The following is a 14,505-nucleotide window of genomic DNA, read 5'->3' on the forward strand; positions in this document are numbered from 1 at the left end:
CAACAGAAAACGGCTGATTTTTTATATTTTTAAAGGTTTTTTAAAGATTTAAGCAGGAATTTGCTCGAATTTGTCGTATTATTAACTTTACCTAAAGAGTAAACGGGTGTCGCCGTCCTTACGGCAAAAGCAAACGTTTCGCGGAAACATTGTAGAAATGATACTAGTAAAACGTATCCATTCTAGAATGTTAAAAAATTAGCCCTGCCGTTTTCCCAATGCATTTGTAGAGGAGCTTAAAGAAATGGACGTTAGATCCTTCCAATTAGCTGATTATCGGCCTGTTACAGAACTGCTGGAAACTGTTTTGACGGAGCAATGCTATGAACAAACGATGGAAGCATTTGCCCGCCAGCTGTCTTGGGACAGCGAGCTCGTGCTCGTCGCTGCTGACGGTGAAGACATCGTCGGCATTATTATCGGGACGATTGATAATGGCCGCGGCTATTACTATCGCCTTGCGGTGCACCCGAACTACCAACGTCAAGGAATCGGCAAGAAGCTGATCGGTTCGCTTCGCGGACGGTTCGAACAACGTAATGTCTCGAAAATTTTAGTGACAGCGGACGAACACAACGAGCCCATACTCTCACTCTACGAATCGCTTGGCTACGCGGCTACTGATTTCTTCCGCTCGTTCCAGAAATTAAGCATTGTGACCGGTTAATCTGGCCATATTTTGCACTAATTTGATTCGTCATATGTAAAATGGACAAGCATATCTGAAGCGTCATTGATTTTGGCGAACAGATATGCTTTTCTTATAGTAAGAAAGTACTTCTCTAGGAGTAATATGCTTATGACAACGTACCGTCCCTGTGTGATCAAAAGCTTCAAAAATAACGGGCATCTTCACCGTATGTGGCTCGAAAATTGGCAGGTGCCGAGCGAGCTGCTCGCCCCGGAGCATGCTGCGGAAGCGATGCATGTCTTCATTAACCGCCAGACCCCGATTCAAGAAGCAGACGGAAAGCAGTGGATCAGCCGGGTTCCTGCGGTTTCTTTCTTTATCCCGGGCGAGTGGTTCAATGTAGTCGGCCTGCTTGAGGAGCATGGCGTCCGCTACTACTGCAACGTCGCTTCGCCGCTGTTCTTCCAGAACGATGTGCTCACCTATATCGATTATGACCTTGACGTCATCGTGCCGCGCGGCGGCAAACCCCAGATCGTCGATCAAGAGGAATATGAGCTGCATAAGGTAGCCTATCACTATTCGGACGAAGTTAACCGAAAAGTAATGGAGGGGCTTCAGGCGCTGCTTAGCCGAATTGAGAATGGAGATGCTCCATTTAAGGACGAGCTAATTTTGGCCTATTTCGAAGCGTGGAACAAACAAATAGGCGAGGTGTAGCATTTAGATGATGGAAGGTCCGCGATTGGATACGAATTCACCTCAGCCTGTAGAGGATGCGCCGATTGGGCCGCGTAAACGGAAAGGTTCGTCGCCCGCCAAACGGACGACGCCCGTAAAAGAACCAAACGTGAAGGTTAAGCCAGAGCGTACGGAACGTGCTGCGAAAGGCGGGCGTGCTAGTTCTCCTTGGGCGGCTGAGCTGCGGAGCTGGCTGCTAACGCTAGCAATCGCCGTACTTATCGTCTTTGGCATGCATCTCTTCGTATTTAACTTGTCTACGGTAAAAGGACAGTCGATGGAGCCGACCTTGTATGAGTCGGAATGGCTGTTCGTGAATAAGCTTGCTTTGCTGATCGGACCGCCGAAGATCGGCGATGTCGTCATTCTGAAGGATCCGGCTGAGGCAGAAGGACGCAAGGAATATCTGGTGAAGCGGATTGTCGGCTTGCCCGGGGATACGATTGAAATCCGCCAAGGCCAGCTGTACCGCAACGGCAAGCTTGTCGTCGAGCCGTACACCGACACGGAGATTGAAGATCTGGATTACGGTCCGGATACGATCAGTGCGGACCATTATTTCGTAATGGGCGATAACCGGCATGCGAAAGCGAGCAGAGACAGCCGTTCGTTCCATGCGGTGCCGCGTTCCAGTATTCTCGGACGGGCGGATTTTATTATTTGGCCAATTGCCAATCTAGAACATTTGTAACAGGAGGCTTCTCGTTTGGACAGCAGCATGGATTGGAATCAGTTAAAAGCGGATATGAAGGCTGCTGCCGCGGAGCTTGGGATAGATAAGATCGGCGTCGCTTCGGCAGCGCCGTTCACAGAGCTGCGAGAGCGGCTCGAGCGGCATCGGGAGCTAGGCTATGAATCCGGCTTCGAGGAGCCGGACCTCGCGAAGCGGACGGAGCCTGAGCTGTTGTTTGAGGATCCGCAATCGATCATTGCGATTGCGATCGCGTACCCGTCGAAGCTGCAGGACCCGCCGAAGTCGGAGCCTGGCGCGAGACGGGGCATTATTTCGCGCTCCGCTTGGGGCGAGGACTACCATTCGGTGCTCCGGGAACGGCTGCGGCGGCTGGAGGCTTGGCTGCTGGAGCGGGTGCCGGAAGGGCGCTTCCTGAGCATGGTCGATACGGGAGCGCTGTCGGACCGCGCCGTCGCGGAGCGTGCCGGCATCGGCTGGATCGGCAGCAACTGTTCCATCATTACGCCGGAGTGGGGCTCCTGGGTCTACCTCGGCGAAATGATTACGAACCTGCCGATCCCGCCGGATGCGCCGGTCACGGAGAGCTGCGGCAGCTGCACCGCCTGCATCGATGCGTGTCCGACGGACGCGCTCATCGGGCCGGGACAGCTGAATTCGCAGCGGTGCATCTCTTACGTGACGCAGACGAAGGGCGTCGTGACCGACGAGCTGATGCGCAAGATCGGCAACCGGCTGTACGGCTGCGATACGTGCCAGGTCGTCTGTCCGGAGAACAAGGGCAAGCATGCAACGCATCAGCCCGAGCTCGCGCCGGACAACGAGAAGGTGAAACCGCTGCTTGTGCCGCTGCTCGCGATGGGGAACCGCGAGTTCAAGGAACGCTATGGCGCCAGCTCCTCGGCATGGCGCGGCCGCAAGCCGATCCAGCGCAATGCGGTCATCGCGCTGGGCAATTTCAAGGACGCCAGCGCCGTACCTGCGCTGGCGGACGTGCTGCGCGGCGACCCGCGCTTCGAGCTGCGGGCGACGGCGGCTTGGTCGCTAGGCCGCATCGGCGGCGCGGCGGCGTTTGACGAGCTGCGCGCGGCGCGCGGGCGCGAGCGGGATGAGGCGGTCATCGAGGCGATTGACCGCGCGCTGACAGGCGATACTGCTTCGATATAACCACCTTGGGGGAGAGGTCAACAACATGAAATATGTCGATATGGAAGCAGTCGAGTCTGGCGATGTTCTCGGCAAGACGATCTACGCGGTCAACGGGCAGGTGCTGCTGTCAGCCAATGTCCAGATGACCGTCTATATGATTAGCACGCTCAAACGTATCGGCATCACGAATATATATATTAAAGATGCGAGCATGCCGGATATCGAAGAGCAGGAAGAGATTCTGTCGGAAGAGACGAAACGGGCAATTATTAAACAGATGTCCGAGACGATGGATGCCATTCGTTCGGGCAAAGACTTCAATTCCCGTTCAGTCAGCCTGGTTATCGACGACTTGCTGGATGACGTCATCCGCAACAAGGAAGTTCTCATCCACTTGAACGATATTCGGACGCGCGACAATATGGAGTATCTGCATGCGATGAACGTATGCATGATGTCGACGCTGCTTGGCGTCGGCATGCATCTGAATCAAATCCAGCTGAAGGAGTTGGCGATCGGCGCTTTGCTGCATGACGTGGGCAAGCCTGATCTTGTGCCTCCTGATGGCGATATTGAGCCGAAACGCCATACATGGCGGGGGTTCGAGCTGCTGAAGTCGAAACGCGAGTTCAGCCTGCTCATCGCGCATGTAGCGTTCCAGCATCATGAGCACGTAGACGGCACTGGCGTGCCGCGCGGCTTGAATCGCGAACAAATCCATCTGTATTCCCGCATCGTGGCGGTGACGAACATGTACGACAACTTGCTGCAGACCGGCGGCGAGTCGGGCGGTCCGCTGCTGCCGCACGAGGCGTGCGAGCGGATGATGGCGATGTCCGGCACGATTCTGGACCATGAGATACTGACGCAGTTCCTGCGCGCGGTATCGATCTATCCGAACGGCGTATCGGTGAAGCTGTCGACGAAGGAGACCGGCATCGTTGTCGGTCAGCACCGCGGCTTGCCGGGCAGACCGATCGTCCGTCTCCTCGAGCGCGAGAGCACGCGGGAGAATGATAATGTCGCAAGCCGCGAGATCGATCTCGCGAAGCATACAACGGTGTTTATTGAACAGGTGCTGGGCTAGGCTGTCCGTTCGGTGAGGACTTGTCCGGCACAGAGGAGTGAACCGCCATCGCATTCGGAATTAAACGCGAAGAGCTGAACATATGGAAGAAGCGGGTTGCTGGCGGGGAGATCGCGTTCATCACGCATTACTGGCACGAACCGCGATGGGACGGCATCACAACCGTCACGAAGGTCGGCTGCAGCGATGTCGCGAAGCTCGAAGCCTGGTGCCGCAGCCAAGGGCTGGATCCGGCTTATATCCACCGGAGACAGCCGTTCCCGCACTACGATCTCATCGGCCGCAAGCAGGTCGAGATTTTGCGCCGCGAGGGGTATGAGGAGCAGATCCAGCGATTCAAGCTGGAAGTCTAGCGAGCATTGAATGTATGGCAGCACAATGGGGGGCGAGTCAGTCCGTTGTGCTGTTTTTTTTATGAGGATCGATTGCTCGAATTAGAATAGGTAATGTCTGGTCTGCCTTGGCATCGCGTTAGGAATAGATGGAGAAATCCATGTATTTGCGGCGATTTCACCGCATAGCCCGCGAATATCTGGAAATATCCATCTATTTCGGGGTGATCGAAGCCATGATGGAAGAAACGGCCGAAATAGAGGGACATTTCCAGTTATTTCGGTCAGAACACTGCAATCGCCCTTGAATAACTGGATATATCCAGTTATTGAAAATTACCGCTGATATTTTCTTCACAGCCTGTGGCTCACCAGAATCAGGACTGTTTCATGACTGTTCTATTAAGGTCAGTGATGGACGGGTTGGACCATTCAAAGGTTGTTTGCGAACATGTGGTCCTACATGATATGATAGGTTGCAATATGAACATTTTCAGACAAGGCCAGGTGAGAGAACGATGTGGACGGCTATAATTTCGATCATTACGCTTATAGTTGGCGCTGTTGGCGGCTTTTTCGTCGGCGTATACTACTTGCGCAAGCAGTTCGAGAAGATGCAGAACGATCCAGAAATGCTGAAGAAGATGGCGAAGCAAATGGGCTACAATTTGAATAATTCTCAAATGCAGAAAGCACAGCAAATGATGAAGAATCAGCAGCAGCGACCTGGGAAGCGGAGATAGTTTCCCTATCCCTATCGGTAGCAGGCAAGCTGGTTCATAGAAAGGAGACGATGTGAACAATGGCGGGTAAGAAGGATTACGTCAATTCTCTCGTTTCGGATAATCGGGAAAAAGTGGAGCATCACATTCGGGAGATTCTACGCTTGATCGGTGAAGATGTCGACCGCGAGGGGCTGCTGGAAACTCCAGCGCGCGTAACGCGGATGTACGAGGAAATCTTCGCAGGCTACGAGGTAGACCCTCGCGATGTGCTAGGCGTTACGTTCGATGAGCAGCATGAGGAGCTCGTTATCGTACGTGACATTGTTTATTACAGCCAGTGCGAGCATCATATGGCGCCATTCTTCGGCAAGGCGCATATCGGCTACATCCCAAGCGGCAAGATCGCGGGACTCAGCAAGCTGGCACGCCTCGTAGAGGCGGTGTCGCGACGCTTGCAGGTACAAGAGCGCATTACAACGCAGATTGCGGACATTATGGATGAGGTGCTGGATCCGCACGGCGTCATGGTCGTCGTGGAAGGCGAGCATCTGTGCATGTGCGCACGCGGCGTGAAGAAGCCAGGCAGCAAGACGGTGACGTCGGCTGTACGCGGCGAGTTCCGTACAAGCCCAGCGCTCCGTTCGGAATTTCTGTCGCTGCTGAAGCAATAGCTGAACTGGAATAAGGGAAAGAAACAGGAAGGGCTCTCCATGCGGAGAGCTCTTTTCTTTACGTTCTTCTGACTATAGTAGCTGTGGGATTGTCTGTAAAATGTAGCGGTTGCCACAGCGTCTATCTGGCCCCAAAGAAAACATGCTTGTATTCGACAGCAAAAAGCTCCCCTCGCGGAGAGCCTTCGTTGCAGCATTGCAGCATTGCCACAGTGCCACCGTGAGACATGCTTGGTTAGCTGCTTAAGCAGCTTCTGACGACTTACGGGCAGCGTCAACCTGGCTTAAGAACAAAGCAGCCCGCTGGATATACTCTTTCGGCTTCGTACGGAACAGCAGCTCGTGAATGCCGCCTTCGACGTACCATTCGCGGGAGAGTGAATTATACTGGCTCGCAGCGACCTTCTCGGCCGTTTCAATCGGCGCGATGGCATCCTTGGTGCCGTGCATGATGAAGATCGGCATCGTGTAATGCGTGCTAAGCACCTGCTTGACCGGCAGCTGGTTGAAGGTTGAACCGGTGAAGAACGGCAGCATCCATTCAATGAGCGGCACGGAAGGGTAGCGCGGCAAGTCCATGTACTGCTTAATATTATTGTAGAGCGAGTCCGAGCTTGGCAGGAACAAGCTGTCGAGAATCATCGCGTCAATGCTGTCGGTCGCGTCAGTCTGAAGAGCGGCCTGCAGCGCCGTTCCAGCGCCCATCGAGAAGCCCCAGACGACAACCTCGTCCGCGCCTTGGGAGCGTGCATATTGGACAGCGGAGAGCAGCTGCTTCGACTCTTCGCGCCCGCCTGTAGCAGGCGTCCGAACGCCAGACGAAGCGTAGCCGTAATCGAACATGAACACATTGTAGTGAAGGCCATGCAGCAGCGAAGCGAGCTCATACATCGGAACCCATGTTTCTTCGCGGTTCGCGCCGTAGCCGTGACTGAAGACGACCGTCCGGTCTGACGTTACGCCAGAAGGAATATACCAGCCGTGCACGGTAGTGCGTCCGCTCTTGCTCGGGAAGGAGACATCGCTGTAGGCGAGCCCTTTGGCCGTTTGCGGATTGGAGTATAGCGCGGGCACGTACGGATGGGCAATGACCCAAGCGACGTACCCGTGAAAAGCAACGACAGACAGCAGCAGCATGGCAGCAAGCGCCGATATGACAGCAAGCGCGGCATGCTTGCGGCGAGCACCGGCAGCGACCTGTTCGGTCGGTTGCGGTGCGGGAAGCAGCGGGGGGAGTAAGCCGGGCGTGAAGCCTCCGGCAGCAGGCAACGATGGTGATAGTGATGTGCTCATGATAGAACCCCCTCGTATGATGGAATAGCATAAAGGTCATGTCAGATGTAAGCGCTTCATTTAGTCCTCTATACCTATCCTATGGCGCAGCGGCGCAGCCTGTCAATGCGTGTCGATGACTTGTTAAGTTCCTGTAATCTGCCTGTAAAATAAGTCTAAAAATAACCAATCCCTTTACCCGCTGGCCTCAATTAGGCTATACTAGCTGTAACCTAGTTTCACTGAGTGAAACTTTCGGAAAGAGGGATCGAGCCTATGGCGGAGGATGGAAAATCGACCGTGCGCGCCGTCGAACGGGCGCTTGATATATTGCTTTGTTTTACGGTGAAGAAGGAATGGGCGATGACGGAGCTGGCGGAGAATGTCGGACTGCATAAGAGCACCGTTCACCGGATGCTGAGCACGCTGGAGGAGCGCGGCTTCGTCACGCGCGACCCGGCGTCGGAGCGTTATCGGCTTGGCCTTCGGATTTGGGAGCTGTCGGCGAATATGTCCGGCGCTGACGATCCGGCTGTAATCGGGCTGCCGGAGATGGAACGTCTGCGCGACATGCTTGGCGAGACGATCAGTCTGTATCTGCGCGACGGGAACGAGCGTATTCGCATCCAAGCGGTGCAGAGTGTGCAGGCGATCCGCCGCGTCGCGCCGATTGGCGTAAGGCTGCCGCTCTATGTCGGCGCCTCCAGCAAGGTGCTGATCGCGTTCGAAGAGCCGGCGAAGCGCGAGGAGCTGCTCGAGGATCCGTCCTGGCCGGCGAACTTCGACCGGCTGCAGTACCGTGAGCAGCTGGAGGAATGGCGCAGCCTCGGCTACGCGACGAGCGTCGAAGAACGCGAGCAGGGAGCTGCGGCAGTTGCCGCGCCGGTCTTCTCGCGCACGGGCAAGCTTGTTGCAGCACTGTCCGTGTCCGGACCCGCAAACCGGTTCACGCAAGAGATTATGCGCTCGCAAGCGCCGGCTGTCATTGAAGCTGCGCGCCGCCTGGGCGTCATGCTGAAATAGATATTACCTATAAAAGAAGTCGCCGGGCAGGTTCTGCCCGGCGACTTTTTTACGTGATGATCTGATCGGATTAGCCGGCGAAGATACAGAACGTACCCGGCGAAGTATCCATCCATACACCGATGTAACCGCCTGGAGGTAGGCTCATAATGTCGATGTAGTCTCCGATGAGAGGCACGGGAGTAGGGCTGCTCGCATTCGGGTTGAAGGAGTTGTTCGTGATCCGAGTATTCGTGAACGTTGCGCCGCCGTTAATCGACCTGGCTACATACACGTCGAGGAGGGTTTCGGTGACTTGGTTGCTGTAGTAGATGATGTTGACGACGCCTGTCAGCGGATCGACGTCGATGGCGGGGAAGAAGTTCTGCGTTCCTGCGGGAGCGCCCGTAATGCTGACTGGCGTCGTCCAGCTATTCGTGCCAGGAGGACGCCTCGACATCAAATGTGGAATCGCTTGTTCTCATTGAGGTCTACGTCGTACCTGAGTCGACAATGACGCTGACGCTTGCTTACATCTCCGGCTTTATGCTAGGGGGCTCAGCAGCGACACGCGGGAGTTCTTTATCGGCGGCGATATCGCCTACGAGGTTCAACTGAATGTCGTCGGCTTGCTTTACGAGACGGTACTCAGCGTGTTCGGATTGGACGAGTCCGGTAACGTAGTTGACGGACATCGCGTCCTGCATGAAGAACTCACGCCGATTACAACGCTAAGTACCGCGCTTTAGCGAATAGTTCGCCAACCCAAGAAGGGGGCTTAGGCAGCGATAATGCTGCCCAAGCTCTCTTTTTCCATATACATACATTGATTTCCAGTGAAAAGGCGTCCGCCTCGGGGGATAGTCGCACAGGCAAACTCCTGTCATGCCAATACAATAGTACTAGGGTGGAGCAGCGGAAGGAGTGACAGTATGGTCGATTTAGGAGTTGTTATGCCTGTATATAAACAGAAGCCGGCTTTCCTGAAGGCAGCGATGGAATCCGTGCTGGGGCAGACGTTCCAGAAATTCAAGCTGATTATTGTCATCGACGGGGCGCCAGAGATGGAGCCGTTAATCAGACGGCTCATACAAGGCGACAACCGCGTCCGAGTCGTTTCGCATACCTTCAATCAAGGCGTCGCAACGGCGCTGAATACAGGCTTTGCGCAGCTGTACGGCATGTCAGGCATTCAATATCTCACTTGGGTATCCAGCGACAACGTGTACTACCCAAGGTTTTTGGAGACGCTGCGGAATGCGCTGGCAAAGGGACCATCCGAGCTTGGGCTCGTGTACAGCTCCTTTCAATCGATCGATAACGAGGGCAGGCCGCTGAACAGTGAACAGCAGCTGGCTATCCAGCGTCAATATCAATCGCAGCGGAAGGAAAAGCTGCTTGACACATCCATTGTCGGGGTTTCCTTCATGTACAAGGCAGCTTGCGCGAAGAAAATTGACGGCTACGGGAATGAATCTGTAGAAGATTATGATTATTGGCTCCGACTAACCGAGCACTGTGAGATGAAGTACATTCCGGTGGAGCTAATGGATTATCGCGTCAATTCCACGTTCAGTGTATCCGCTGCGCTGCAAGACACCGCGAGGCACCGCAAGTGGCGGTATGCGTATCATCTGGCGAGACATCAAGCCCGGATGCGCAGAGGTATCTCTCCATCGATTACCGTGCTGTTGCCTCTGAAGGAATCTGGCGTAAAGGCGATCGAGCGTATCGAGAACCTGTATGAGCAGACCTTCAGTAACTATACATGCTTCATTATCGACCTATCGGCGGATATGCGGGTAACAGCAGATCTGTCGACCATTTCGCATCCATCAACGGGCTTCAAATGGTTCCCGCATGTGGACGAAGTGACTGCCTTATTCCATGCCGTCCAGATGGTACAGACGAAGTACTGCTTCGTGCCTGGCGACCTCTTGTTCAAAGACGTGATGGATCTGACCATTATGCATGAACAGCTGGAGAAGGCGGATCCAAAGGTGATGTCTAATTATTACACGCACGATCATACGGATATCGGCTATCGGTTCGTCAGCACGTACTCTCCTAAGGAGGGGCTTCATGACGAGCTCTTCCGCACACCAAGTCTTGTTGATTATTTGAAAATCCATTATGAAGCGGCGAGAGGTCTGGGATGAAGATACTGTTCACATTCTACAATCCAAGCGGCGGTATGGAGACACTCAATCGGATTCGGTGCAAGGCGCTGGCGCAAGTCGGGGTAGAGTGTCATCTGCTCTACAACTACGATGGCGAAGGGCGCAAGAACATTAAAGATATTCCGACCTTCGTATCGAATGATGAAGCGGAAATCGGGCGGCATGTGACGCGACAAGGGTATGATGCGATCATCGTCTGTACCGATGTACTGATGCTGCTTAACATTCGAAAGGCGGGTTATAAAGGGCATATCGTATTCGAAATTCAAGGTCTCGGCACGATACAGACGGCGAACGCTGTGCTGAAGGATATTTCGGAGCGGGTCGTACAGAACGCGGATGCTTTGCTCTATCCGAAGACGAATCATCTGCAGGAACTGCTGACCAAGTATATGAACGAAATCCCTCACTTCTCCTTCGACGATCCGCTGGATACGGAAGGATTCGGCTACAGCGCCTATCCGCCGAAGCCATTCCCGATCATCGGGTGGGTGGGACGAATCGAGGCGAACAAGAACTGGCGCGAGTTTCTGCTCATCGGCTCGAGACTGCTGAACAAATTCCCGGACCTCTACTTGTGGATTTTCGGGGATGCCACACTGAACGACCCGGCCGAGAAGGAGCACTTCGACAGATGGGTGCACGGGCTGCAGCTGCAAGATAGACTCATTGCCTACTCCAACATCCCTCATGAGCAAATTGCAGACTACTTCTCCGTTATCGGCGACTCGGGAGGGCTGCTGTGCTCCACCTCTATTCTGGAAGGGTTCGGTTATGCCGTCGCGGAAGCGATGCTCTGCCGCTGCCCTGTCCTGACCACGGATTCTGACGGTATTCGCAGATTCCTGATCCATAATGTGACCGGCAAGCTGTACGCGCGCGGTAATCTGGATCAGGCCGTCAAGGAAGCGGAGTCGCTCATGCGAGATGCGCCGCTGCGCAAATCGATTCGCAAGAATGCAGAGCGGCACATGAAGCTGCACTTCTCCGCTGATAAATACACCACGAATTTTATGAGGATGCTGGGAAGCTTGGCGAAGGTGAAGCCGAAAGCCGAAGCCTGAGCAGCATATTTGAACATATAACGTGCAAACGGCGGCGGTATTAAGGCTAACGTTTTCGCGGAGAAAAAAAGCGGGCCTCCTAGTGGAGACCCGCTTGATGCGTTTCATGAGAATCTTACTTGCTTGCGTTCGCTGCGATCATTTGACGGAGAACGGTTTGGAGGATACCGCTGTTACGGTAGTAGTCCACGTCCACCATCGAGTCAAGACGTACGATTGCGGAGAATTCGAATGTTGTGCCGTCTTCGCGAGTTGCAACAACCTTCACGGATTGGCCAGGCTGTACATCGTTGCTGAGACCCAGGATATCGAACTTCTCGCGGCCAGTGATGTCAAGCGACTTCCAGCTTTCGCCTGCTGCGAATTGCAGCGGCAGAACGCCCATGCCCACGAGGTTGGAACGGTGGATACGCTCGAAGCTCTCAGCGATTACGGCTTTCACGCCGAGGAGGAACGTTCCCTTAGCTGCCCAGTCACGGGAGCTGCCTGTACCGTACTCTTTGCCTGCGATAACGACAAGGTTCGTGCCGTTCTCTTGGTATTTCATCGATGCGTCGTAGATCGATTCTACTTCGCCGGTCGGCAGGTAAGTCGTTACGCCGCCCTCCGTACCTGGAGCCACTTGGTTCCGGATACGGATGTTCGCGAATGTACCGCGCATCATGACTTCGTGGTTACCGCGACGGGAGCCGTAGGAGTTGAAGTCCACTTTGTCTACGCCATGCTCGATCAAGTATTTACCCGCTGGGGAATCAGTCTTGATGTTGCCTGCAGGCGAGATGTGGTCCGTTGTAACCGAATCGCCGAGAAGCGCCAGTACGTTGGAACCTTTGATATCAGCGATGTCGCCGATTTCAGCACCAAGGCCTTCGAAGAACGGCGGGTTCTGAATGTAAGTCGATTTGTCGTCCCACTCGTAGCTTTCGCCAGTCGGTACGTCGATTGCATTCCAACGCTCGTTCTGCGTGAATACGTTCTGGTACTTGTCGCGGAACATCTCAGGACCCATTGCTGCTGCAATTGTGTCTGCGATTTCCTTGGACGTTGGCCAGATGTCTTTCAGGTAAACCGGCTGGCCGTTGCTGTCGTTGCCGATTGGCTCGGAGGACAGGTCGATGTTCACTGTTCCTGCAAGAGCGTATGCGACTACGAGCGGCGGCGATGCCAGGTAGTTAGCTTTTACTTGCGCGTGAACGCGGCCTTCGAAGTTACGGTTACCGGAAAGAACGGCTGCAACCGTCATATCGTTGTCAGCGATCGCTTGGCTTACTTCGTCCGGAAGCGGGCCGGAGTTACCGATACAAGTTGCGCAGCCGTAGCCTGCAACGTGGAAGCCGATTGCTTCAAGGGATTCAAGCAGGTTCGCACGCTTCAAGTACTCTGTAACGACCAGGGAACCTGGTGTCAGGGAGCTCTTCACGTAAGCTGGCTTCGTAAGGCCGCGCTCTACTGCTTTCTTCGCTACAAGCGCTGCGCCGATCATAACGCTTGGGTTCGAAGTGTTCGTACAAGATGTGATTGCCGCGATAACAACTGCGCCGGTACCCATCTTCGTTACTTCGCCGTTCGCGTGCTTCACTTCAACGGACTCAGCGATTTTCTCGTCGGACAAGCCGTAGCCGCCTTTGTCGATCGGCGTGCGAGTGATGCTGTTGAACGCTTCTTTCATGTTCGTCAGCTCAACGCGGTCTTGCGGACGCTTCGGACCTGCAAGGGATGGAACGATCGTCGACAGATCCAGCTCGACGATGTCGGAGAATACAGGCTCTGGCGTATCGTCTGTGCGGAACATGCCTTGTGCTTTATAGTACGCTTCAACAAGCGCGATTTGGTCTTCCTCGCGGCCTGTTTGGCGAAGGAAGTTGATTGTTTCGCTGTCGACCGGGAAGAAGCCGACAGTCGCGCCGTACTCAGGAGCCATGTTGGCAACAGTAGCACGGTCAGCAAGGCTGATGTTGGACAGGCCAGGGCCGAAGAACTCGACGAACTTGCCGACAACGCCTTTCTTGCGAAGCAATTGCGTGACTGTCAGCGCAAGGTCAGTTGCAGTTGCGCCTTCGGACAGGCTGCCAGTCAGGCGGAAGCCGATAACCTCAGGTGTAACGAAGTAAAGCGGTTGGCCAAGCATACCTGCTTCTGCCTCGATACCGCCAACGCCCCAGCCGACTACGCCAAGACCGTTGATCATTGTTGTATGGGAGTCCGTACCAACGAGGGAATCCGGATATACAACCGTTTCGCCGTCAGTTGTCTTCGTAGCTGCTACGGAAGCGAGATACTCGAGGTTAACTTGGTGAACGATACCTGTGCCCGGTGGTACAGCACGGAAGTTCTCGAACGCTGTTTGTGCCCAGCGAAGAAAACGGTAGCGCTCTTCGTTACGTTTGAACTCGATCGCTGTGTTTGTTTCGAGTGCGTCTGGTGTACCGAACGTATCAACCATTACAGAGTGGTCGATTACAAGGTCAACCGGTACGAGCGGGTTGATTTGTTTCGGGTCGCCGCCGGATTTCTTAACCGTGTCGCGCATTGCGGCAAGGTCAACGACAACCGGTACGCCTGTGAAGTCTTGAAGAACGATACGAGCCGGGATGAAAGGAATTTCTTTGTCCTCGCGGCCGTCAGCCCAAGTTGCGAGCTGCTTCACATGTTCTTTCGTAATTGCGCGGCCGTCGAATTGACGGACTGCAGCTTCGAGCAGCACCTTAATGGAGAAAGGCAGCTTCGAAATTTTACCCAGGCCTTGCTCTTCCAATCCGCCGAGACGGTAGTAAGCGAATTGCTTACTGCCGACTGCTAGCGATTCGCGGACGGAGTATTCGTTTTGTTTAGTCATTGGTCGTTCGCGCCTCCTTGGCAATCTTGTTGAGAGTTAAAGTAGTGTGTTGTGTTGCTGTTGCGTGTTTCATAGAGTGAAACACAATTTCAAAAACATTTGATACCCTAAGTATAGCGTCTTT

The 14,505-nt window shown here is 54.3% G+C and carries 15 protein-coding genes; 11 read left to right on the forward strand and 4 right to left on the reverse strand.

Annotated features, from left to right (window positions below):
- Window positions 1–244: 244 nt before the first annotated feature.
- The 8 genes from A8990_RS06855 (at window position 245) to folE (ending at window position 6,027) form a co-directional block, all read left to right on the forward strand.
- Entirely contained in the window at window positions 245–667 is a 423-nt protein-coding gene (locus A8990_RS06855) for a GNAT family N-acetyltransferase (RefSeq protein ID WP_116188278.1), read from the forward strand.
- Between the two features lie 132 nt (window positions 668–799).
- A complete protein-coding gene (locus A8990_RS06860) occupies window positions 800–1,351 on the forward strand; it encodes a DUF402 domain-containing protein (RefSeq protein WP_116188279.1) in 552 nt (183 codons plus the stop codon).
- A 7-nt stretch (window positions 1,352–1,358) separates the two neighbouring features.
- Window positions 1,359–2,063 (forward strand): signal peptidase I, encoded by a 705-nt coding sequence (lepB, locus tag A8990_RS06865; protein WP_245995873.1) that lies wholly within the window; start codon window positions 1,359–1,361, stop codon window positions 2,061–2,063.
- A gap of 27 nt (window positions 2,064–2,090) precedes the next feature.
- Window positions 2,091–3,230 carry a tRNA epoxyqueuosine(34) reductase QueG gene (gene queG, locus A8990_RS06870; RefSeq protein WP_116188411.1) on the forward strand — a complete coding sequence of 380 codons (1,140 nt, stop codon included), beginning with the start codon at window positions 2,091–2,093 and terminating at the stop codon, window positions 3,228–3,230.
- A gap of 25 nt (window positions 3,231–3,255) precedes the next feature.
- Entirely contained in the window at window positions 3,256–4,299 is a 1,044-nt protein-coding gene (locus tag A8990_RS06875) for an HD-GYP domain-containing protein (RefSeq protein WP_116188280.1), read from the forward strand.
- Between the two features lie 47 nt (window positions 4,300–4,346).
- Window positions 4,347–4,652 carry a hypothetical protein gene (locus A8990_RS31985; RefSeq protein WP_116188412.1) on the forward strand — a complete coding sequence of 102 codons (306 nt, stop codon included), beginning with the start codon at window positions 4,347–4,349 and terminating at the stop codon, window positions 4,650–4,652.
- Between the two features lie 497 nt (window positions 4,653–5,149).
- Window positions 5,150–5,374 (forward strand): YneF family protein, encoded by a 225-nt coding sequence (locus A8990_RS06885; RefSeq protein WP_116188281.1) that lies wholly within the window; start codon window positions 5,150–5,152, stop codon window positions 5,372–5,374.
- Window positions 5,375–5,433: 59 nt separating this feature from the next.
- Window positions 5,434–6,027, forward strand: coding sequence for a GTP cyclohydrolase I FolE (gene folE / locus A8990_RS06890; RefSeq protein ID WP_116188282.1), 594 nt, complete (start codon window positions 5,434–5,436; stop codon window positions 6,025–6,027).
- A 243-nt stretch (window positions 6,028–6,270) separates the two neighbouring features.
- Here folE and A8990_RS06895 read toward each other — a convergent pair whose 3' ends face one another.
- The gene (locus tag A8990_RS06895; RefSeq protein WP_116188283.1) at window positions 6,271–7,320 is read right to left on the reverse strand and encodes an alpha/beta hydrolase; all 1,050 of its coding nucleotides are present in this window, start codon (window positions 7,318–7,320) and stop codon (window positions 6,271–6,273) included.
- A 255-nt stretch (window positions 7,321–7,575) separates the two neighbouring features.
- Here A8990_RS06895 and A8990_RS06900 point away from each other — a divergent pair, with 255 nt between their 5' ends.
- Window positions 7,576–8,322: an IclR family transcriptional regulator gene (locus tag A8990_RS06900; protein WP_116188284.1), complete on the forward strand. Its 747-nt coding sequence runs from the start codon at window positions 7,576–7,578 to the stop codon at window positions 8,320–8,322.
- Between the two features lie 70 nt (window positions 8,323–8,392).
- Here the strand turns inward: A8990_RS06900 and A8990_RS06905 are convergent, their stop codons facing one another.
- Together A8990_RS06905 and A8990_RS31445 are read right to left on the reverse strand one after the other, a co-directional pair.
- Entirely contained in the window at window positions 8,393–8,761 is a 369-nt protein-coding gene (locus tag A8990_RS06905; protein ID WP_116188285.1) for a hypothetical protein, read from the reverse strand.
- Window positions 8,762–8,831: 70 nt separating this feature from the next.
- On the reverse strand, window positions 8,832–9,008 hold the full coding sequence (locus tag A8990_RS31445; protein ID WP_181909440.1) for a hypothetical protein: 177 nt from the start codon (window positions 9,006–9,008) through the stop codon (window positions 8,832–8,834).
- A 225-nt stretch (window positions 9,009–9,233) separates the two neighbouring features.
- On the opposite strand from A8990_RS31445, the gene A8990_RS06910 reads away from it, so the two are divergent.
- Window positions 9,234–10,460, forward strand: a complete 1,227-nt coding sequence (locus A8990_RS06910) for a glycosyltransferase family 2 protein (RefSeq protein ID WP_116188286.1) — start codon at window positions 9,234–9,236, stop codon at window positions 10,458–10,460.
- Window positions 10,457–11,545, forward strand: coding sequence for a glycosyltransferase family 4 protein (locus A8990_RS06915; protein ID WP_116188287.1), 1,089 nt, complete (start codon window positions 10,457–10,459; stop codon window positions 11,543–11,545). The genes A8990_RS06910 and A8990_RS06915 overlap by 4 nt, the downstream gene beginning before the upstream one ends.
- Window positions 11,546–11,660: 115 nt before the next feature.
- Here A8990_RS06915 and acnA read toward each other — a convergent pair whose 3' ends face one another.
- Window positions 11,661–14,381: an aconitate hydratase AcnA gene (gene acnA, locus A8990_RS06920; protein ID WP_116188288.1), complete on the reverse strand. Its 2,721-nt coding sequence runs from the start codon at window positions 14,379–14,381 to the stop codon at window positions 11,661–11,663.
- Window positions 14,382–14,505 lie beyond the last annotated feature (124 nt).

The sequence above is a fragment of the Paenibacillus taihuensis genome (assembly GCF_003386535.1).
Classification (GTDB): Bacteria; Bacillota; Bacilli; order Paenibacillales; family Paenibacillaceae; genus Paenibacillus_Z; species Paenibacillus_Z taihuensis.